The organism is Tenacibaculum litoreum (assembly GCF_964513915.1).
GTDB classification, from domain to species: Bacteria; Bacteroidota; Bacteroidia; order Flavobacteriales; family Flavobacteriaceae; genus Polaribacter; species Polaribacter litoreum.
In genome coordinates this window covers 57344-77958 of record NZ_CAZEQS010000001.1, presented here as the reverse complement: position 1 = coordinate 77958, position 20615 = coordinate 57344, and the positions used below count along the sequence as shown (strand labels likewise).

The 20615-nt window shown below is 31.9% G+C and carries 18 protein-coding genes; 14 read left to right on the top strand and 4 right to left on the bottom strand.

The features are described 5' to 3' along the window. The first annotated feature begins 93 nt into the window (after nt 1-93). From ACKTTR_RS00300 to ACKTTR_RS00265, 8 genes are all read left to right on the top strand, one after another. Complete coding sequence (locus ACKTTR_RS00300) at nt 94-624, top strand: RNA methyltransferase (RefSeq protein ID WP_408025984.1); 531 nt, start codon at nt 94-96, stop codon at nt 622-624. A gap of 208 nt (nt 625-832) precedes the next feature. After that, on the top strand, nt 833-979 hold the full coding sequence (locus tag ACKTTR_RS00295) for a hypothetical protein (RefSeq protein ID WP_408025983.1): 147 nt from the start codon (nt 833-835) through the stop codon (nt 977-979). Nucleotides 980-1065: 86 nt separating this feature from the next. Then, nucleotides 1066-2928 carry a tetratricopeptide repeat-containing sensor histidine kinase gene (locus tag ACKTTR_RS00290; RefSeq protein ID WP_408025982.1) on the top strand — a complete coding sequence of 621 codons (1863 nt, stop codon included), beginning with the start codon at nt 1066-1068 and terminating at the stop codon, nt 2926-2928. Further along, nucleotides 2897-3574 carry a response regulator gene (locus tag ACKTTR_RS00285; protein WP_408025981.1) on the top strand — a complete coding sequence of 226 codons (678 nt, stop codon included), beginning with the start codon at nt 2897-2899 and terminating at the stop codon, nt 3572-3574. The genes ACKTTR_RS00290 and ACKTTR_RS00285 overlap by 32 nt, the downstream gene beginning before the upstream one ends. A gap of 674 nt (nt 3575-4248) precedes the next feature. Then, nucleotides 4249-5733: a glycerol kinase GlpK gene (gene glpK / locus ACKTTR_RS00280; protein ID WP_408025980.1), complete on the top strand. Its 1485-nt coding sequence runs from the start codon at nt 4249-4251 to the stop codon at nt 5731-5733. A 12-nt stretch (nt 5734-5745) separates the two neighbouring features. Next, entirely contained in the window at nt 5746-6288 is a 543-nt protein-coding gene (locus ACKTTR_RS00275) for a pyridoxamine 5'-phosphate oxidase family protein (protein ID WP_408025979.1), read from the top strand. Between the two features lie 105 nt (nt 6289-6393). Continuing rightward, on the top strand, nt 6394-7191 hold the full coding sequence (locus ACKTTR_RS00270) for a heparin lyase I family protein (RefSeq protein WP_408025978.1): 798 nt from the start codon (nt 6394-6396) through the stop codon (nt 7189-7191). 216 nt (nt 7192-7407) lie between these two features. Beyond that, entirely contained in the window at nt 7408-7542 is a 135-nt protein-coding gene (locus ACKTTR_RS00265; RefSeq protein WP_408025977.1) for a hypothetical protein, read from the top strand. A gap of 88 nt (nt 7543-7630) precedes the next feature. On the opposite strand, the gene ACKTTR_RS00260 is transcribed toward ACKTTR_RS00265, so the two are convergent. Next, nucleotides 7631-8809 (bottom strand): acyl-CoA dehydrogenase family protein, encoded by a 1179-nt coding sequence (locus ACKTTR_RS00260; RefSeq protein ID WP_408025976.1) that lies wholly within the window; start codon nt 8807-8809, stop codon nt 7631-7633. 109 nt (nt 8810-8918) lie between these two features. Between ACKTTR_RS00260 and rnpA the strand changes: the two genes are divergently transcribed. From rnpA to purD, 4 genes are all read left to right on the top strand, one after another. Beyond that, on the top strand, nt 8919-9338 hold the full coding sequence (gene rnpA / locus ACKTTR_RS00255) for a ribonuclease P protein component (RefSeq protein WP_244210735.1): 420 nt from the start codon (nt 8919-8921) through the stop codon (nt 9336-9338). After that, nucleotides 9328-10953 (top strand): S41 family peptidase, encoded by a 1626-nt coding sequence (locus ACKTTR_RS00250; protein ID WP_408025975.1) that lies wholly within the window; start codon nt 9328-9330, stop codon nt 10951-10953. The genes rnpA and ACKTTR_RS00250 overlap by 11 nt, the downstream gene beginning before the upstream one ends. A 40-nt stretch (nt 10954-10993) precedes the next feature. After that, nucleotides 10994-12673, top strand: coding sequence for a DUF6909 family protein (locus ACKTTR_RS00245; protein WP_408025974.1), 1680 nt, complete (start codon nt 10994-10996; stop codon nt 12671-12673). 161 nt (nt 12674-12834) lie between these two features. Next, nucleotides 12835-14109: a phosphoribosylamine--glycine ligase gene (purD, locus tag ACKTTR_RS00240; protein ID WP_408025973.1), complete on the top strand. Its 1275-nt coding sequence runs from the start codon at nt 12835-12837 to the stop codon at nt 14107-14109. A 39-nt stretch (nt 14110-14148) separates the two neighbouring features. Here purD and ACKTTR_RS00235 read toward each other — a convergent pair whose 3' ends face one another. Together ACKTTR_RS00235 and ACKTTR_RS00230 are read right to left on the bottom strand one after the other, a co-directional pair. Continuing rightward, nucleotides 14149-15195, bottom strand: a complete 1047-nt coding sequence (locus tag ACKTTR_RS00235) for a sensor histidine kinase (RefSeq protein WP_408025972.1) — start codon at nt 15193-15195, stop codon at nt 14149-14151. A 145-nt stretch (nt 15196-15340) separates the two neighbouring features. Then, nucleotides 15341-16039, bottom strand: a complete 699-nt coding sequence (locus ACKTTR_RS00230) for a response regulator transcription factor (RefSeq protein WP_115899675.1) — start codon at nt 16037-16039, stop codon at nt 15341-15343. 174 nt (nt 16040-16213) lie between these two features. Between ACKTTR_RS00230 and ACKTTR_RS00225 the strand changes: the two genes are divergently transcribed. Together ACKTTR_RS00225 and ACKTTR_RS00220 are read left to right on the top strand one after the other, a co-directional pair. Further along, a complete protein-coding gene (locus ACKTTR_RS00225; protein ID WP_408025971.1) occupies nt 16214-17974 on the top strand; it encodes a DUF4153 domain-containing protein in 1761 nt (586 codons plus the stop codon). After that, nucleotides 17964-18680: a 3'-5' exonuclease gene (locus ACKTTR_RS00220; protein ID WP_408025970.1), complete on the top strand. Its 717-nt coding sequence runs from the start codon at nt 17964-17966 to the stop codon at nt 18678-18680. The genes ACKTTR_RS00225 and ACKTTR_RS00220 overlap by 11 nt, the downstream gene beginning before the upstream one ends. 8 nt (nt 18681-18688) lie before the next feature. On the opposite strand, the gene ACKTTR_RS00215 is transcribed toward ACKTTR_RS00220, so the two are convergent. Next, a complete protein-coding gene (locus ACKTTR_RS00215; protein ID WP_408025969.1) occupies nt 18689-20551 on the bottom strand; it encodes an ABC-F family ATP-binding cassette domain-containing protein in 1863 nt (620 codons plus the stop codon). Nucleotides 20552-20615 lie beyond the last annotated feature (64 nt).

The window sequence follows — 20615 nt, the reverse complement described above, 5'->3', positions numbered from 1 at the left end:
GGGTTAGTTTTGCGAAGATAGAAAAAAGTCTTTAGTCATTAGCTTTTAGTCATTAGCTTTTAGCTATTGACCTAAAAAAGTTACCTAACAAAAATGAGAAAATTAAAAAACAGCGAACTAGGTAGAAAAACCGTTGAAGAGTTTAAACAAACTAATAAAACCCCAATCATCGTCGTATTGGATAATATTCGTAGTTTGAATAATGTAGGGTCTGTTTTTAGAACTTCGGATGCTTTTTTAATTGAAAAAATTTACTTGTGTGGTATCACTGCTACACCGCCTAACAAAGAAATTCATAAAACTGCTTTAGGTGCTACCGAATCAGTAGATTGGGAATATGTTGAAAACACGGTGGATTTGGTTGAAAAACTGCAAGCGGAAAGTGTAAAAGTTTTGAGTATTGAGCAAGCTGAAAATAGTACGATGTTAGATACTTTCACCCCTGAAACTAACCAAAAATACGCGGTAGTATTTGGTAACGAAGTAAAAGGTGTACAACAAGCCGTGGTTTCTGCTTCTGATATGTGTATTGAAATACCTCAGCTAGGTACTAAACACTCTTTAAATATTTCCGTAAGTTGTGGTGTGGTGTTGTGGGATTTGTTTACTAAAATGAAAAAGTAACGTCATTACGAGGAACAATAGTGACGAAGTAATCTGCTTATTTAGAGTTCATAATTCAAAGATTGCTTCACTATCGTTCGCAATGACGATATCATTCTTTTAAAAACAGAATGTTAAATTTTTGACTTTCTCCTAAAAACCTACTACATTAGACACTTGATTACCCCCATCCCCAAGAGTTATTTTGTAATTAAAAACCCTATTTAATATGGAAAACAAGTACTTAAAAGAAACCGTAATGAGTTTAAGCCCTGATGGAGATAATGCAACTGTAACTACCGATACAGGTGGAACAGATAGCCCTAAAACTGGTACAGATACAGGTGGTAGTGGTGGTGGCCAAGGAGGAGATTAAATATTAAATCAAATAAACATATTTCCGTTTAACATAAAAATAAAACCATTACTTTTGAATGTAATGGTTTTATTTTATGATTTGTGATGAAAAATTTCCTCTGTTTTATTTTTTTCTGCTCTTCTTTTCTTTTTTCACAAGAAAAAAGCAACTTAATCGACTCAATAAAAGGAGAACTTATAGAAAGTGGAAGACAAGCCTACTTCAATAAAAAACTCCCCTTATTAAAGAAGATTACTCTACAAGTTGATTCTTTATATCAAAAAACAAATGACTCTATTTTATTAGCTAAATATTTTCATTTTAAAGCCTTGCAAAATAAGCTTACCTACACCAACGATAGTGCTTTCTATTATTATCATCAATCTAAAGACGTTTCAAAAAGGATAAACGACTCTCTAGCTATTGGAAGACGTTTACTAAGCTTAGCTATATTACAGAGAGACGCTAAAGATTATCGAGGAAGTGAAATAAGTTTAATTGAAGCTTTACAATATTTAGAACCAATACAACATTCTATTTATCTAGAAAGGGTCTATAATGCCCTAGGATTAGTTTCAGAAGAATTAAATCAACAGAAAGATGCTTTAAAATATTACGACAAAGCTATTTTTTATAACAAGAAAAACAAAAATAACATAGGGTATACCTATATTATTAATAATATAGGTTTGTTGTATCAAAAACAAAATCAGCATCAAAAAGCTATCACTTACTTTAAAAAAGGACTATCTCAAGATAGTATAAAAGAGAAACACCCTTCCCAATATGCTTTATTGTTAGAAAACTTAGCTGCTAGTAACTTTTTATTAGGCCAAAAAGAGAATGTTTTGCAGCAATATAATGAAGTTCTAAACATACGTGAGAAAGAAAAAGATTTTGTAGAACTCAGTACAACTCATATAAACTTAGCGGATTTTTATAAAAGCTTAAACCTAACTGACAAAGCTTTATCTCATTTTAATAAAGCCTCACAATATGCAAAACAAACTTATAACAATAAAAAACGATTAGAGTCTTTAATAAAACTTTCAGGCTTAACAACTGGTGATAAATCAAAACAGTATTTAGAAGAATACATTACCTTAAATGATAGTTTATTTCAAAACGAACGTAGGTTAAAAAATCAATTTGCTAAAATTAGATACGAAACCGATAAAAAAGAAAAGGAAAATGTTATTTTAAAAACTGAAAATCAACAAAAGCAAGCAGAAATACTTTATCATAAACAACAAAAAACGATAGGGTGGCTAGCTGCTGCAGTTGGTCTTTTGCTATTTGGTTTTAGTGTTATGTTTTATTTTCAACGTAGAAGAAAGTTATTGTATCAAGCTCAACTTCAACAAATACAAGTAAGAGAACATGAGCGCAAACAAATTGCTAAATCTTTACACGATGAAGTAGCGGGAGACCTCCGCTTATTACATCATAAGTTAGAAAAGTCTAATTTATTAGAGGAAGCTCAAAAATTAGATGCAGTAAAAGAAAATGTACGTAATTTATCACATCAATTAAGTAGTGTTAGTTTTAACAAAGTTTCTTTTAAAAATCAAATTATTAATTTAGTTAGTGATTATTTTGAACCTAACTTTAAAATAAAGGTAAACGGATTACAAAACTATAATTGGACTAAAGTTGATAATTCCATAAAGCGTTTGCTGTACCTGAGCGCTCGTGAAAGCATACAAAATTGCAAAAAACACGCAAAAGCAAGTAAGGTAATTATCAATTTTTCTGTACATAAAAAATACGTACATTTGGGTATTATTGATGATGGTATTGGTTTCGATACCAAGATTAGTAAAAAAGGAATTGGTTTACAGAACCTACAAGAACGCGTTGAAGAGTTAAACGGAACGTTAACCATTAATAGTGAAGTAGGTAGAGGAACCCAAACCGATATTCAAATACCCCTAAATGGCTGGACAAACAAAAATACTTTTAGTTGATGACCATCAGTTAATTCTTGAAGGAATTCTTTCGTATTTGAAAGATATAGATGGTTTAGAAATTGAAACGGCAAATTCATGTGACGAAGCTTTTTCTAAAATAAAATCAAGTTTAAGCGTAAATCCATTTCATATTGTTTTTACCGATTTGAGTTTTGACAATCAAAACAAAAATGTTGTTTTAGATGGAGGCGAAGCTTTTATAAAGTCTATACTTAAAGAAGAAATTCCTATTAAAGTAGGTGTAATTACAGGTCACTCTGAAACAAACAGAATTTTTAATGTAATACACAATTTAAACCCTTCTGCCTATATTTTAAAAGGAAAGTGTAGCACTGATGAGCTAACCTTTGCTATTCAAAAAATGTTAAAAGGAGAGGTATATTACACACATGAAATCCATCAAAAACTCTTAAAAAGAGCTTTAGTAGAAATACAAATGGATGATATCGCTATCCAAATTTTAAAAGAGCTTCCTAAACATGCTAAAATTTCTAACTTAGAAGGTTTAATTAAAAAAAGTGATGGATCATTAATAAAAGTACGTTCTATAGAAAGCAAACTATCTAAGCTTAGAACAGACCTACAAGCCAATAATAATACAGACCTTGTGTTAAAAGCAAAAGAATTAGGAATTATAGATTAACTCTTATTGCGGAAATACGCATTTATTTTTACGGTTATCCCTTTTTATACATTAGAAACAAAGAATACTTTCGCAAAAGAATTCAAAACCATTGTTGGGAAGAATCTTGAAAGAGAGAGAATATAAAAAAAGCCTTTAGACATCTAAGGGCTTTTTTATTTAAAAATAGCTCCTTTTTAACCTCTTGCGGAAAACCACACTTTTTTTTGCGGAAATACCCTTTTTTAACCTTTAATCTCTCCTTACATTTGTGACATCTTCTTTTCAAGATTAATTGAAAAAAGACATTTAAGGGGAATAATGAACCTTCTAGAGTTTCTAGAAGGTTTTTTTTATGCTCTTTCGGAAAATTGCACTTTTAACTTCGGAAATCCCGTTTTATACCTCTGATTATCAACATATCTTTGAAGTGTTCATTCTTTAATGACAATTAATTTAAGGGGAATTAAATTATTTTAAAAATGGGAAAATTACTACTACGCAAGACGAGCAAAGGTTTAAACACTTTACTTTCAGTTTTAGCCGAATTCGGTAAAGGTGCTGGATATGCTCTGAGACACTAAAAGTTAATTAACCAAACTTAAACGTGTAAACCTTCTAGAAATTCTAGAAGGTTTTTTTTATTACGCTTAACTAAAATTGTAAATTAGGCGTTCAATCATTTTTACACCTAAATGACCCAAAAATATATTATTGCTTTAGACCAAGGAACAACTAGCTGTCGTACAGTAATTCTTAATAAAGAAGAAAAGATTATTGCAAAAACTCAACAAGAGTTTCAACAAATATTTCCTCAACCTGGTTGGGTAGAACATGATGCTAATGAAATTTTACAAACTCAGTTAAAAACCTTACAACAGGCTCTTGAACAATCCAAAATATCACCTTCAGAAATAGCAGGAATAGGTATTACTAATCAGCGTGAAACAACTGTTGTTTGGAATAAAAACACAGGTGAACCAATATACAATGCTATTGTTTGGCAAGACAAACGAACCGCTGATACTTGCGAATTACTCAAGGAAACAGGACTTGAAAACTATGTGCGTAAAACTACTGGATTGGTAATTGACAGTTATTTTTCTGCAACAAAAATTCATTGGATATTAAACCATATAAAAGGAGCTCAAGAAGAAGCAGAAAAAGGAAATTTGTTATTTGGAACTATTGATTCTTGGCTCTTGTGGAACTTAACCAATGGAAAGGTTCATGCAACAGACTATAGCAATGCATCACGTACCATGCTATACGATATAAAAAACTTGTGTTGGGATGAAACCTTAGTAAAAGAACTAAACATTCCAATTTCAATGTTACCTGAAGTAAAACCTTCTTCTTTTCATTTTGGAAACTACGAATTAGACGGAGTTCTAATTCCAATTGCTGGAATAGCAGGAGATCAGCAATCTGCTTTATTTGGACAAGCGTGTTTTAAAAAAGGGGAAGCAAAAAACACCTACGGAACGGGATGCTTTATGTTAATGAATACTGGTGAAAACTTAGAATATTCTGAAAACGGTTTAATTTCTACTATTGCATGGGGAATTAACAACAAAGTCTATTATGCTCTCGAAGGAAGTGTTTTTGTTGCTGGTTCGGCAATTCAATGGTTACGAGATGGACTACAAATTATCAATAATGCAGAAGAGAGTGAACTTTTTGCTGAAAAAGTTACCGAAGAAAACCCTGTTTATGTAGTTCCTGCCTTTGCTGGATTAGGTGCTCCGTATTGGGATATGTATGCTAGAGGTGCTGTTTTTGGTTTAACTCGTGATACTGGAAAAAACCATTTAATTAAAGCCACCTTACAATCGTTAGCTTATCAAACTAAAGATATTTTAGATGTTATGCAAAAAGACAGTATGCTTAAACTCTCTTCTTTAAAAGTGGATGGTGGTGCCTGTGTTAATAATTTACTCATGCAATTTCAGGCAGACATCTTAAATGTAGATGTTGAACGTCCAGAAGAAATTGAGACCACTGTAATGGGAGCTGCATATTTGGCCAGTTTTTGCGTTGGTTTTTGGCAACAAAACGACATAATTAACAAAAGAAAAATAGACAAAACATTTACTCCATCTTTCTCTAAAGAAAAAAGAGAAAAATTATACCGTACTTGGCAAAAAGCTGTTGAACGTACTAAAGATTGGATTGACTAAAAAATAAAAATAATGGCAAAGTTTTACGACAAAATAACAAATAGAGTTCAACAATTTATTGAAGCACAAAAGCTCTTTTTTATTGCTACAACAGCAAAAGAAGGAAGAATTAATCTTTCTCCTAAAGGAATGGACACCTTTAGGGTGCTTAACGAAAATACAGTAGCTTGGTTAAGTGTTACAGGAAGTGGTAACGAAACCTCTGCACATTTGTTAGCTGACAACCGAATAACTATTATGTTTTGTGCTTTTGAAGGAGCTCCAAATATACTCAGACTATACGGAAAAGCAGAAGAAATTCTTCCTACTCATAATAAATGGGAGAATTATGTCAAGTTGTTTCCTAAACTTCCAGGTACTCGTCAAATATTTATTGTTTCTGTTGAAAGCGTACAAACCTCTTGTGGAATGTCAATTCCTTTTTATGAATACCAAGGAGAACGAAATCAGTTAAATAATTGGGCTACTGAAAAAGGTGAAGAAGGAATTAAACAGTATTGGAATGACAGAAACCAAACTAGCATTGACGGGTTAAAAAGTGGCTTTGATTCTTAGTTTTTCTTTGCTTATAAGGTTTTTAATTTGCATACGAAATCTAATTTTTATTCGTCAAAACGGTCTAAACATTAACTATATACGCTACAAAACAATTATTACACTATGAAAAAAAGCCTCCTACCTTTCACAATTTTCCTTACTCTATTTTTAATATCTTGTACAAAAGAGGAGCCTAAAATAGTTAAAGAACCTTCTGAAGATATATTGTTTTTTGATGACTTTGAAAAAGGTGACCTATCTCAAATAGAAAATAATGTTAGCTACGGTAGCAGTACCTACTCATCTGTTTCTAATAAAGTAAAGAAAGATGGAGAGTACTCTCTTGAGTTTTACTATAAAGGTGGACCACAAGGAGAAGACGCTTTTTCTGAGCAAAGAATATCCTACCCAAACACTGGAGAATTATGGATAAAATATGACCTTTACATCCCTAATAATTATATTCACCGCAAAGAAAACTCAGCTAGCAACAATAAATTTTTAGCAGTTTATAAAAGTGATTATCGACATCCAGGTTTTCAGGTAAATTGGTCATTATCTCCAAACAACACAGGAGGCTCCAATCTAACCCTACATAGGTATAGAAATGGAACCGAGCAACCTAGCATATCACCTTCAGGGGGCTTAGGAACTAATTTTATTACTGAAGACGATCGTGGAAAATGGATTCATATTATGGCTAGAATTAAAGCTCCTAGCAGTGAAAATACTACTGATGGAGTGATGCAACTATGGAAAAATGATGTTCTGGTTTGTGATGAAACAGCACTTAACATGTATGGTGGTATTGATGAAAACTTTATGAACGAATTGTATTTAATGGGCTGGTCAAACTCTGGATACTTAGAGGATACTATTTTTTATATAGATAATCTATCTTTAAATTACTCTGCATTTTAATATAAGGTACTTATAATATTCGCAAATTGAATAATACTAAAGTGATAGAGTAGAAACCAAACTAGTATTGATGGCTTTGACTCTTCATTAAAAAGAGGAAACATCTTCTTAATCTATTTTAAAAAAATCTCTTCTTTTTTTTTCAAAACCCTGATAAAAATCATGTTTTTACTTAAACTATGCTTGTATTTTTGAGACAGTAAAGTATAAGAAGAAATGGTACAATTAATGAACATCCCAATGGTATCTTGGACAAACGGAACCATTATGATGATTATTTTCGGTTTAGTTTGTATAGGTTTAGTAACTACTCTTTTAATTCTTGTTAATGGTGGCAGAAAGGAAGAGTAGGTAAATTTTAGTTTTAATAGTTGATTGAAGAAGCACTCTTTAATAATGTGTTAGTGGTTTAACGTTTGAGTGCTTCTTCTTCTTTTTTTTATTTAAATGCGTTTAATCCTGTGATATCCAATCCTGTGATTAATAAATGAACATCGTGTGTTCCTTCGTAGGTTATTACACTTTCTAAATTCATTGCATGTCTCATAATTGAGTATTCTCCAGAAATACCCATGGCACCTAACACTTGTCTTGCTTCACGTGCTATTTTTAATGCCATATCCACATTATTTCGCTTCGCCATAGATATTTGTGCTGATGTTGCACGACCTTCATTTTTCAATACTCCCAATCGCCATGTTAGCAACTGTGCTTTGGTAATCTCGGTAATCATTTCAGCTAGCTTTTTTTGTTGTAACTGAAACTGTCCTATTGGTTTCCCAAATTGTGTACGTTCTTTCGCATAACGTAATGCTGTATCGTAACAATCCATCGCAGCACCAATAGCACCCCAAGCAATACCATAGCGAGCAGAATCAAGACACAGCAATGGTGCTCCTAACCCAGATTTATTAGGTAATAAATTTTCTTTCGGAACCTTTACATTATCAAAAATTAACTCCCCGGTAATCGATGCTCTTAACGACCATTTATTATGGGTTTCTGGTGTAGAAAAACCTTCCATACCACGTTCTACTAACAAACCATGAATACGTCCTTCTTCATTTTTTGCCCATACAACTGCTACATCACAAATTGGCGCATTTGAAATCCACATCTTTGCTCCATTCAACAAATAATGGTCTCCCATGTCTTTAAACTTAGTCTCCATTCCTCCAGGGTTGCTACCATGATTTGGTTCTGTTAACCCAAAACTTCCCATCCATTCACCAGAAGCTAACTTTGGTAAGTATTTTTGTCTTTGCTCCTCAGTTCCGTAGTTATAAATAGGCCCCATAACTAAAGAAGATTGTACCGAAGCAGTAGATCGAATTCCACTATCACCTCGCTCTAACTCTTGCATGATTAATCCATAAGAAATTTGGTCTAACCCCGCACCTCCGTACTCTTCAGGAATATAAGATCCAAAAGCTCCCACTTCTGCCAATCCGTTAATTAATTCCTTTGGAAACTCAGCACGTTGTGCATATTCTTCTATAATTGGAGATAAGTTTTTCTTAACCCATTCACGAGCTGTATTGCGAACAAGTTTATGCTCATCTGTTAATAAATCATCTACTTGATAATAATCTGGCGCTTGAAATAAATCAGACTTCATAAATATATTTTAAAATTAATTTTACTAATTGTATAAGAGAAATGTAAAATTAATCGCGATTTGTTTTTTGTGGTTTCTTAAAAGAATTGTTTCAAAAATACTTAAAAAAATGGTTATTCGTGCAGGTTTGCGTATGTTTGTACTAATGAGATTTACTTTAGGAAAAGAGGAGCGCTTAAAAAGCAAAAAGCTCATAGGAAGATTATATGAGGAGGGAAAAGTAATAAAGGTTTTTCCACTAAGAATGGTATATATACAAACCGAACACACCTCTAAATTTCCTGCACAAGTTGGAGTTTCTGTACCTAAACGTAATTTTAAAAAAGCGGTGGATAGAAACCGTATAAAACGATTACTTCGTGAAACCTACCGTAAAGAAAAGCATACTATTTATGAGACTGTAGATAAACCATATGTGTTTATGATTTCTTATCTTGCAAGAGATGAATGGAAATATGCCGATATAGAGCATAAAATGAAGAAATTATTAACACAGTTTATTACAGAAGTTACTCAAGATGAAAAATAGAAAATTCCTTTTTTTTGGTTCCCTCATTGTCATCTCCCTTTTCTTTTCTTTTCAATCTCGTTTTTTTGAGATTGCTAAACAAATTGAAATCTACAACAACCTTTTTAAAGAGTTGAACATTAATTATATTGATGAAATCAACCCTGGTGATTTAACTGACAAAGCGATAAAAAATACCCTTAAAAATTTAGATCCATATACTAATTTTTATAACGAACAAGATGTTGAAGATGCACGTATTCGTCGTGAAGGTGAATATGGAGGTATTGGTATTTCTACGTTTTACACCAAAAAAGGAATTGTGGTTTCTGAAATTTACAAAGGTTTTTCGGCCGATAAAGCTGGCTTAAAAGCAGGTGATATTATTACCAATGTAAATGGACAAGAATTAGCTACTTTGGAGAGAAGTCAATTTTCACAAATGTTAAAAGGAGTTCCAGGTAAAGAGCTTTCTTTACAGGTAGAAAGAAACGGGGAAACAAAAAGTGTATCAGTTAAACTTGATAAAGTTGTTTTAGATCCTGTTCCTTTTTACGATATGATTGATACTGAAACAGGATATATAGTTTTAACACGATTTATTAGTCAGAAAGCTACTGAAAGTGTCGTAAACGCATTTGGTGATCTTAAAAAAAGGGGAATGAAAAAGTTAGTCTTTGACTTAAGATATAATCCTGGTGGCTCTTTATTTGATGCTATAAATATCACCAATTTATTTATTCCTAAAGGTTTAAAGGTTGTAGATACTCGTGGAAAAACTCAAAAAAACAGCAGAACCTATAAAACAAATAGAGATCCTTTAGATGCTGAAATTCCTATTGTAGTTTTAATTAATGGCCGATCGGCTTCTGCTTCTGAAATTGTTTCAGGTGCTTTGCAAGATTATGACCGAGCAGTAATTATGGGAGAGCGCTCTTTTGGAAAAGGGTTGGTACAACGTTACTTTGATTTAAGTTATGGAACTCAAATGAAAATCACAATTTCTAAATATTACACCCCAAGCGGACGTTGTATTCAAGAATTAGATTATGCCAATAGAGATCCAAAAACAGGTGAAGTACCTAAGTTTTCTGATACTACTCTTAATGAATTCACGACTCAAAACGGACGAAAAGTATACGATGGTGGAGGTGTTACTCCAGATGTAACAAGTGAATTTTCTAAAAAAACAAAAGAAACTGATGATTTACTAAAATCAAGAGCAATATTTAATTTTGTAACAGATTTCACATATCAAAATCCTAATTTATCTACTGAAAACTATACTTTTTCATCTACAAACTTTAATCAGTTTAAAGAATATTTACTTCGTAAAGACACCGCTTTTGTATCTAAAGAAGAAAAGCTTTTCCAAGAAGCATATGAATCAGTAGAAAACAACAAAAAAATTACTTCTGAATACAATACAATTATCCAACAATTAAAAGCAGCCAAAGTTGCTAAAGTTTTGGTAAATGAAGATCTTTTATCAAAAGAAATTGAAAATGAAATTGTTGAACGTTATGCGTACAAAGAAGGAATGTATAAGCATTTATTTAAAAATGATAGAACTATAAAAAATGCTGTTAACTTGCTAAATAACCCTGAAAAATATAGCAGTATTTTAAAAAAATAGCTTCTTTAACATAATTTGTATATTTGTACTTTAAAAACATATGTCAAAACCTATCCTAAAAGAACGTACAAGAGCCCAAGAATCTACAAATGCTATTGAGCGTTTATACATTTCAATGCGACACTTATTTAGTCGCGGTTTTTACAAGCCAATGGGTGTTTCTGGTGAAACCTTACGTAAATCACTATTGTCTTTACGTCCAGAAATTTATGGTTCAATTGCAGAAAACAAAACTGAATTAAACGGACTGGTATACGTTATTGAACGTTTACCTGAAGGAATTGAAGAATGTCAGTTTATTTACTTAACTGCCGACGAAGGATATCGTAATTCAAAATTCAAAGCAATTATTCCTCCTAAAAGAAGAAGAAACTGCTACCGTATTGATAAAAATCAAATGAATATTGAAATTACTAGAGGTCGCTCAGAAATTTATGACATTCTTACTCATTTGACATTTTTATTTATTGAATCTCACAAAATTAAAGACCGTGTAGTTTTTAATAATGGAGAAAGTTTTATTCGTGAATGGTTACAGCTAGAAGATATTGTAATACACAACAAAACACTTACTGATGAGGAAAAGGATGTAATTGTTGTACACCTTGGTAATATTTTAGGAAGAACTTACGATGAAGTATATGACGCTTACAACACGTTTGCAACAGAAGAAAATCCAAATAGGTTTTTTCATCTAATTTATTGGTTAGGTAAACTCGCTATCAATGAAGCTTTACACGACCAAAAACGTTCTATTAAATTCAGTTCTGTTTTAATTGAAGAAATAGGACATCATTATTATGGAGAAATATGGGCTAACAATATTAAAAAAGTATTGTTAGACAACGAATTAATAGAGCGCCCTATTCATATAATTAGTGCGAATATGCACAGTGTAATGAATAGTATTTATGCTAAAAATGCTTTACCAAAAGAAGCTAAAAAATATAAAGATTTTCAACTTTTTGAAGTATTAAGTAATGCTAATAGTAGTGCTTTACAATCTGCCGTTAAAAATTATGCTTCAGAAAACGGATTGATATATATCAAAGATACATCAGGTACTAACATCAATGTTCAGGTAATTGACACAGGAAAGATTGATTTTGAAACGAACTCTTTTAACAAAAGAAATTCTGTTGGAGAAGACCCTGTAATTATTGTTATGGACTATGCCTTTGGTGAACAGGCTTTTGAAACTATGGATGAATTGTTAAAACCTTATAAAACAAATGGAGAAAAAATTCATTTAGATGTTCAATCTGTTTCTATTATGGGGAAAGCAGGTATTTTAGAAGGTGGTAAAGGAGATATTATGATCCCTTCTTCACACATTTTTGAAGGAACTGCTGATAATTATCCGTTTAAAAACGAATTATCAAAAGAAGATTTAGAAGGCTTTGGAGTTCAGGTTTTTGATGGTGCAATGATTACTGTGTTAGGAACTTCATTACAAAACAAAGATTTATTACGATTCTTCCACGATTCAACTTGGAATGTAATTGGTTTAGAGATGGAAGGTGCACACTACCAAAAAGCAATTCAATCAGCCTCAAGAATTAGAGAAAATATTTCAGAAAATGTAAAAGTACGTTATGCTTACTATGCTTCTGATAACCCGCTAGAAACAGGTGCTACACTTGCCTCTGGTGGACTTGGAATGAGTGGAGTAACACCAACTTACGCTATTACACAAAAGATACTAGAACAAATATTTTAGTCGCAGGGCGACTACCAAAAAACCTAATTATACTGTAAAAAGGCATCATTCCACTTGAAATGATGCCTTTTTAGCTTTTTTATGCAATTTTAAAGACTGGTTTTGTTCATAGCCTTTTTTCTTATTTTATATTTGCACTCACAATACAACAACACACAACAATGAATATTCTAATTTTAGGATCGGGCGGTAGAGAACACGCCTTTGCTAAAAAACTTTCAGAAAGCACGAAAATCAACAACCTTTTTGTAGCTCCTGGTAATGCAGGAACTGATGCAATTGCAACGAATATAGCTATCAATCCAACTGATTTTACACAGGTAAAAGAAACCGTATTACAACATAATATCAATATGGTTGTAGTAGGCCCCGAAGCTCCTTTAGTAGAAGGTGTTCACGATTTTTTCTTAGCCGATGAAGAGTTAAAAAACATTCCTGTAATTGGACCTAAAAAAGATGGTGCTTTATTAGAGGGAAGTAAAGATTTTTCGAAGCAGTTTATGGAAAAGCACAACATTCCTACAGCTCGCTATCAATCTTTTACCACTGAAACCTTAACTGAAGGGAAAAAATTCTTAGAAACATTAGATGCTCCGTATGTGTTAAAAGCTGACGGTTTAGCTGCTGGGAAAGGAGTTTTGATTTTAAATGATTTAGAGGAAGCTAAAGCCGAATTAGAAGAAATGCTTTCCAATCAAAAATTTGGAAGCGCTTCATCAACAGTAGTTATTGAAGAGTTTTTAAAAGGAATTGAATTATCTGTTTTCGTTTTAACAGACGGAAAAAATTATAAAATTTTACCTTCTGCTAAAGATTACAAACGTATTGGAGAAGGCGATACAGGACTAAATACAGGCGGTATGGGCGCTATTTCTCCTGTTCCTTTTGCAACGGATGATTTTTTAACGAAAGTGGAAGAATTAATCGTTAAACCAACAATTGACGGTTTACAAAAAGACGGAATTGATTACAGAGGGTTTATTTTTATCGGATTGATGAATGACAACGGAAATCCATCTGTAGTTGAATACAACGTTCGTATGGGAGATCCTGAAACAGAAGTAGTATTACCTCGTATTCAATCAGATTTAGTCGATTTATTTGAAGGGGTAGCTACGCAAACTTTAGGAGAAAAGTCATATGAGGTTACTCCACAAACAGCAACAACTGTTATGTTAGTTTCTGGAGGGTATCCTGAAGCTTACGAAAAAGGGAAAGAAATTACAGGTTTTGATACTGTGGAAGATTCTATCGTTTTTCATGCAGGAACTACTTTAAAAGATGGTAAAGTAGTTACCAGTGGTGGGCGTGTTATGGCAATCACTTCTTTTGGAGACTCTATGGAAGAAGCCCTAAAAAAATCGTATAAAAGCATCAATAAAATAACTTTTGATAAAATCAATTATCGAAAAGATATTGGTTTCGATTTAAAATAAATAACAATAAAAAAAGGAGTTGATAATCAACTCCTTTTTTTATTTCATTGCTTTTTCAAGGGTAAAAGAAAATTCTGAACCTTCTCCATGTACACTCTTTAAAAGAATTGTTTCATTATGTGCTTCAATGATATGCTTCACAATAGAAAGCCCTAATCCAGAACCTCCTTGTTCACGAGATCTACTTTGATCTACACGATAAAAACGTTCAAATAAACGAGATATGTGTTCTTGTTTTATTCCTTCACCATTATCATTTATTTTAATGATAAGTTTATTCTGGTTATATGGTTCAACGCTTACTGTGGTAATTCCTCCTACTCTACCATATTTAATAGAATTTACAATAAGATTAATCAATACTTGTTCAATCCTTTCTACATCTCCTTTTACAAAATGAGGAAAGTCATACACTTTATCAAAACGTAGCGTAATATTTCTCTTTTTAGCTTTCATTTCAAACAAATCGAACACATTTTGAATCAGTTCTATAATATTGAATGTTTGCATGTTCATTTTCATTCCCTCAGTTTCTAACTTAGCAATCATATCTAAGTCTTTTACAATTGAGGTTAACCTCTCCACACCTTTGTTAGCTCTTTCTAAATATTTTTCAAGAATTTCCTTGTCTTCAGCAGCTCCTTCAATAAGCGTTAAAATATATCCTTGTACTGTAAAAAGTGGTGTTTTAAGCTCATGAGCTACGTTTCCTAAGAAATCTCGACGAAATGAATCGCGTTGCGTTAAATTCGCTATCTCTTCACTCTTCCCTTCAACATATTCTTGTACACTTTTTGTTAAAGCCTCTACATCTGTTGTTACTTTTTTTCGCTTTAAATCGTTAACATCTAAAATAGAAATATCTTCATACATTTTTTTTACTCGTTGGTAAATAAAGTGTTCTGCTCTATATTGAATTACAAAAAAAGAGACAATAAACATTGCTACTCCAAAAATAACAATGGTTATTACTCCTAAGCTATTTAATAAAAGTAAATACGATAAAACTGCTATAACTATAGATAATAGCGTTGAGTATAATGCCGACCAAAGCGCGTAGTTATATGTTTTTTTTATTTTTTTCATCTGTTTTTTCTATTATTCTTTTAAATGTCAGATGTAATTCGCCATTAATTATCTTGTAAAGTATCAAGAATTATTATAGCTCATTTCATGATAAAAAAATAGATTGCTAGCTAGCAATCTACTTATTAATTTTTGAGTTTAAAAATTATTTGTCTGTTTCGTCTAGCACAAACTTGTATCCAACTCCTTTTACTGTTTTAAAATAGTGATCTCCTATTTTTTCTCTGAGTTTACGTATGTGTACATCTATAGTTCTACCTCCTACAACTACTTCATTTCCCCAAACGCTGTCTAAAATAACTTCTCTTTTAAATACTTTTCCAGGTTTTGAAGTTAGTAAAGAGAATAGTTCAAATTCTTTTCTTGGTAAAGAAATTTTTTCTTCTCCTTTAAAAACTACATACTCATCTCTATTAATTACTATATCTCCAATTTTTGTAGTAGTATCTGCTTTTTCTTCTGTCTTTAAACGACGTAATAATGATTTAACCTTACTTATCAGCACTTTTGGTTTTACTGGTTTAGTTATGTAGTCGTCTGCTCCAGCGTCAAAACCTGCCACTTGTGAGTAGTCTTCTCCTCTAGCAGTTAAAAAAGAAATTATAACGTCTTCGAGAGGTTTTACGTTTCTAATTTTTTCACACGCTTCGATACCATCCATCTCAGGCATCATAATATCTAGTAAAATTAAATGTGGAGTTACTTTTTTTGCTGTTTTAACAGCTTCTGCACCATTGTTTGCAGTAAAAACCTGATATCCTTCTGATTTTAAATTGTATCCTACAATTTCTAAGATATCTGGTTCATCATCAACTAGTAAAATTTTAATGTCGCTAGTGTTCATTATTCATTTTTATTGTGTTATCCAAAAGTAATCATAAAAAAACAAACCCTTTACACGCGCACTTAACTTAACGTTCATTTAATATTTACTAAACTTTTGCTTAAAAAGGAAACTAGTAAAACACATTGTTTTGTCCTTTTTATGGTTTTTGTATATTTATACAAATTGATTTCTATGAAAATTATACCTTCATTTGGTGAAATTACTTCAAAAACTAAAAAAGCATTTAAGCGATTTCCTATAACATTGTTCTGGGCAATTGTAGGTACCTTATTTACTTTATTTACAATTGAAACTGATACTTTTGATAGTGCTTTTTACGGCAAGGTTATTTTAATTTTTATCTTAGGAATTAGTTGGTTGATTGCCACTCGCTTTTTTGAAGAGCAATTTAAAAAAGATAAAACCTGGATATTCTTACTAACTTTCGGTTTTCTAAGCCTGTTTTATATTAGTATTGATGTTGTTGGTTTTGAAATTCATCAAAACTCTATCATCCGCTTTGTGCTTTACTTTCTAACTGGGCATTTACTTGTAATGGTGGCTCCCTTTGTTTTTAGCTGGAATAAATCTACATATTTCAATTATTTAAAATCTGTTTTTATAGCTTTAGTTAGAAGTCTTTTTTTCTCTCTGGTTTTATATTTAGGAATTGTATTAGCACTTCTGGCTATTAAACACTTGTTTGCTATTGATTTTAAAGGAGAACGTTTTTTTCAGGTTTTTGTGTTTTGCATAGGAATTGTAAACACCTGGATTTACCTTTCAGATTTTCCTAAAGATATTCACAACCAACTTGCTATTAACTACACCAAAGCTCTAGAGGTATTGGTTAAGTACATCTTAATTCCGCTAGTAATTTTATACCTCATCATTTTATACGCGTATGGGTTAAAAATAATAATCAACTGGAACTTACCTAAGGGATGGGTTTCTTATTTGGTTATTGCTTTGTCTTTTTTAGGGTTTATTGTTCAAATACTTATCAACCCCATTCAAAAAACAATAGATTCTCGCGCTATTAGAAGATTTTACCCTTGGTTTTACTACCTTTTATTTCCTCTAATACTATTGCTTTTTGTGGCTATTTTCAGGCGTATAAATGAATATGGAGTTACAGAAAATCGATATTTTGTGCTTACACTAGCCTTCTGGATTTTGGCTATGACTATATATATGCTGATTAGTAAACGTAAAAAAATTAAGGTATTTCCTTTTAGTTTAGCAATTATTGCAATAGTAGTTTCTTTTGGTTTTTGGGGAGCTTTTTCTGTATCGACCAAAAGTCAAGTTCAACGATTTGAAAAAGTATATACTGATATTAAAAACACAGATTTTACAACCACTTTTGAAAAGAAAAATCAACTGCGCTCTATTATTCGTTATCTAAACGAAAAAAATGAATTAGAGAAACTTGAAACTACTATAGGGTACAATCCAAAAACAACTTTTAAAACAGAAAGTCATTGGCAATTACAAAGTAAACTAATAGATAGTTTAAACATTAAAGTAACAGACAAACCTTATAGTACTTATAAGAATAATTATTATAACATTGAAGAGTTTAACTTAACTATAGATATTAAAAATTACGATCTTTTAAAAAGTCTACTTCTTAATAAATATGAAAGGAAAAATACTATTAAAAACTATCGTTTTTCTCTGAATGAAAAAAGTAACATTATCAAAATTTGGAATGGAGACAATTATATTGGTGATATTGATTGCTCTGACATAGTTGAAAAGCTTCAAAATCAAGATAAAAATTACAATTTAGATCCTGATTTAATGACAACAGAGCGTCGTTTTGAAACACTAAATGTTAAACTTATTTTTCAAAACATCAGCCTATCAGAAACCGATGATGATACAACTAAAAAATATTTATCTAGTACAAATGTTTATGTTTTAATTAAAGAAAAAAATGCTGAATAAACTCAACTTACAAAACATCTTGTTTTTAGATATAGAAACGGTTCCTGAAGTGGAGTTATTTGCTGATTTATCGCCTGAAATGCAAGAGCTCTACGCTTTAAAAACGCAATATCAACGTAAAGACGAGTTTACTCCTGAAGAGTTCTACCATCGCGCAGGTATTTGGGCTGAGTTTGGAAAAATTATCTGTATTTCTGTGGGATATTTTGTAGAACGTAAAGGTGAAAGTCAACTACGAATTACTTCTTTTTATGGCGATAATGAGTTTAAACTTTTGCAAGATTTTAAAAATTTGTTAGATACACATTTCAACCATCCAAACCATTTATTATGTGCCCATAATGGAAAAGAATTTGATTTTCCATACATCGCACGACGAATGATTATTAATCGAGTAGATTTACCAAACAAACTCAATTTATTTGGCAAAAAACCTTGGGAGATTCCACATTTAGATACAATGGATTTATGGAAGTTTGGCGACTATAAACATTATACCTCGTTAAAATTGCTCACCGCTATTTTAGGAATTCCCTCTCCCAAACAAGATATTGATGGTAGTGAAGTTGCCAACGTATATTACCAAGAAAAAAACTTATCTCGTATTGTTGAGTATTGCGAACGCGATACCGTAGCGGTTGCACAACTCCTGCTTCGTTTTTTAAATAAACCTTTAATTGATGAAGTTGACATTATAAGGGTGTAATATCACACCTATTCTCCTTCCAACTTCATCGAAAGCTCAAACCAACGTTCTTCTTTTTCTTCTAAACTATCTATAACTTCTTGTAATTCGAGTGATTTTTCGTTGATATCATCCATCGCTATTTCTCCATTCGTAAATTGCGCTTCTAATTTTACTTTCTTTTTTTGCAACTTTTCAATATCCACTTCTAGTTGACCAAACTCTCGTTTTTCGTTATAACTTAACTTTCCTTTTTGTGGTGTTTTTTCTTGCTTTTCAGCTACTTTCTTTTCTTCTTTAGGCTCTGGTAGTAAAGAGCTTTCATACGCCCTGTAATCAGAGTAATTTCCTGGAAAATTCTCTACTTCTCCATTTCCTTTAAAAACAAATAAACCGTCTACGATCTTATCCATAAAATAACGGTCGTGCGATACCACCATTAGATTTCCAGGATAATCAAGTAAAAAACTTTCTAATACGTTTAAGGTTACTACATCTAAATCATTGGTAGGCTCATCAAGAATTAAAAAATTAGGGTTTTGAATTAACACCGCACATAAATACAATCGCTTTTGTTCTCCTCCACTTAACTTCTCAACAAAATCGTACTGTTTTTTTCGGTCGAATAAAAAACGTTCTAATAATTGAGCTGCAGAAATTCTTCTTCCTTTAGTTAGTGGAATTTCTTCTCCGAACTCTTTAATAACCTCTATTACTTTTTGTCCTTCTTTAATTTGAATTCCTTTCTGTGTATAATATCCAAATTTCACAGTCTCTCCTACAATTACTTTCCCTCCGTCGACAGGAAGTTTACCCGTTAATATGTTTAAAAAAGAAGATTTTCCTGTTCCGTTTTTTCCAATAATCCCGATGCGTTCTCCTCTTTTAAAAACGTAGTCAAAACCATCTAAAATTACCTTATCGCCAAAATTCTTTTTAAGTTTGTGAAGCTCTACAATTTTACTTCCTAAGCGCTCCATATTAATTTCTAACTGAACTTCGTGTTCTTTTCTTCGTTGATGTGCTTTCTCTTTGATTTGAAAAAAGTCATCAATACGCGATTTTGACTTAGTTGTACGTGCTTTAGGTTGACGGCGCATCCAATCTAATTCTTTTTTAAACAAGCTTTTTGCTTTGCCTAAGTTGGTTGCTTCTAAAGCTAATCGCTCTTCTTTATTTTGAAGATAATATGAATAATTTCCTTTGTATTTATACAGCTTTCCGTTGTCTAATTCAATAATCTCATTACACACTCGCTCTAAAAAATAACGGTCGTGTGTTACCATAAACAACGTAATTTTTTCTTTAGCAAAGAAAGCTTCTAACCACTCAATCATTTCTAAATCTAAATGGTTGGTTGGCTCGTCTAAAATTAATAAATCAGGTTTATTGATAAGGATGATTGCCAAAGACAATCGTTTTTTTTGGCCTCCTGAAAGCTTTCCTACTTTTTGCGATAAATCATCTAGTTTTAACTTGGAAAGTATCTGCTTGTACTGCGTTTCAAAATCCCATGCATTGTGTTGTTCCATCAACTCAAACGCTTTCTGGTACGCCTCAGCATCATCTGGGTTTTGTAAAGCTTTTTCGTATTGTTGAATTATAGGAAGAATGGTGCTTTCTGTTGAAAAAATAGTTTCTTCAATAGTTAATTCAGGGTTCAAGTCATCATCTTGTGCCAAATAAGCAATATTAATTCCTTTCCTACTAATAACTTGTCCTTCATCTGGTGTATCCTTTCCAGCAATAATGTTTAAAATAGAGGTTTTTCCACTACCATTTTTAGCAACAAAGGCTATTTTTTGATCCTTATTAATTCCGAAAGAAATATCTTCAAATAAGACCTTTTCACCATACGATTTTGCTATATTTTCTACTGATAGGTAATTCATTCTCTATAATTTTATGCAAAGAAACAAAAAACCCGAGCAATTGCTCGGGTTTTATTATAATTAA

What these genes read in the sequence shown, in the direction of transcription:
- ACKTTR_RS00295 (WP_408025983.1), top strand. Translation starts at nt 833, where the DNA reads ATGGAAAACAAGTACTTAAAAGAAACCGTAATGAGTTTAAGCCCTGAT.
- ACKTTR_RS00230 (WP_115899675.1), bottom strand. Translation starts at nt 16,039, where the DNA reads ATGAACACTAGCGACATTAAAATTTTACTAGTTGATGATGAACCAGAT.
- ACKTTR_RS00275 (WP_408025979.1), top strand. Translation starts at nt 5,746, where the DNA reads ATGGCAAAGTTTTACGACAAAATAACAAATAGAGTTCAACAATTTATT.
- ACKTTR_RS00250 (WP_408025975.1), top strand. Translation starts at nt 9,328, where the DNA reads ATGAAAAATAGAAAATTCCTTTTTTTTGGTTCCCTCATTGTCATCTCC.
- ACKTTR_RS00245 (WP_408025974.1), top strand. Translation starts at nt 10,994, where the DNA reads ATGTCAAAACCTATCCTAAAAGAACGTACAAGAGCCCAAGAATCTACA.
- glpK (WP_408025980.1), top strand. Translation starts at nt 4,249, where the DNA reads ATGACCCAAAAATATATTATTGCTTTAGACCAAGGAACAACTAGCTGT.
- ACKTTR_RS00260 (WP_408025976.1), bottom strand. Translation starts at nt 8,809, where the DNA reads ATGAAGTCTGATTTATTTCAAGCGCCAGATTATTATCAAGTAGATGAT.
- ACKTTR_RS00220 (WP_408025970.1), top strand. Translation starts at nt 17,964, where the DNA reads ATGCTGAATAAACTCAACTTACAAAACATCTTGTTTTTAGATATAGAA.
- ACKTTR_RS00225 (WP_408025971.1), top strand. Translation starts at nt 16,214, where the DNA reads ATGAAAATTATACCTTCATTTGGTGAAATTACTTCAAAAACTAAAAAA.
- ACKTTR_RS00215 (WP_408025969.1), bottom strand. Translation starts at nt 20,551, where the DNA reads ATGAATTACCTATCAGTAGAAAATATAGCAAAATCGTATGGTGAAAAG.
- ACKTTR_RS00270 (WP_408025978.1), top strand. Translation starts at nt 6,394, where the DNA reads ATGAAAAAAAGCCTCCTACCTTTCACAATTTTCCTTACTCTATTTTTA.
- ACKTTR_RS00265 (WP_408025977.1), top strand. Translation starts at nt 7,408, where the DNA reads ATGGTACAATTAATGAACATCCCAATGGTATCTTGGACAAACGGAACC.
- rnpA (WP_244210735.1), top strand. Translation starts at nt 8,919, where the DNA reads ATGGTTATTCGTGCAGGTTTGCGTATGTTTGTACTAATGAGATTTACT.
- ACKTTR_RS00290 (WP_408025982.1), top strand. Translation starts at nt 1,066, where the DNA reads ATGAAAAATTTCCTCTGTTTTATTTTTTTCTGCTCTTCTTTTCTTTTT.
- purD (WP_408025973.1), top strand. Translation starts at nt 12,835, where the DNA reads ATGAATATTCTAATTTTAGGATCGGGCGGTAGAGAACACGCCTTTGCT.
- ACKTTR_RS00300 (WP_408025984.1), top strand. Translation starts at nt 94, where the DNA reads ATGAGAAAATTAAAAAACAGCGAACTAGGTAGAAAAACCGTTGAAGAG.
- ACKTTR_RS00235 (WP_408025972.1), bottom strand. Translation starts at nt 15,195, where the DNA reads ATGAAAAAAATAAAAAAAACATATAACTACGCGCTTTGGTCGGCATTA.
- ACKTTR_RS00285 (WP_408025981.1), top strand. Translation starts at nt 2,897, where the DNA reads ATGGCTGGACAAACAAAAATACTTTTAGTTGATGACCATCAGTTAATT.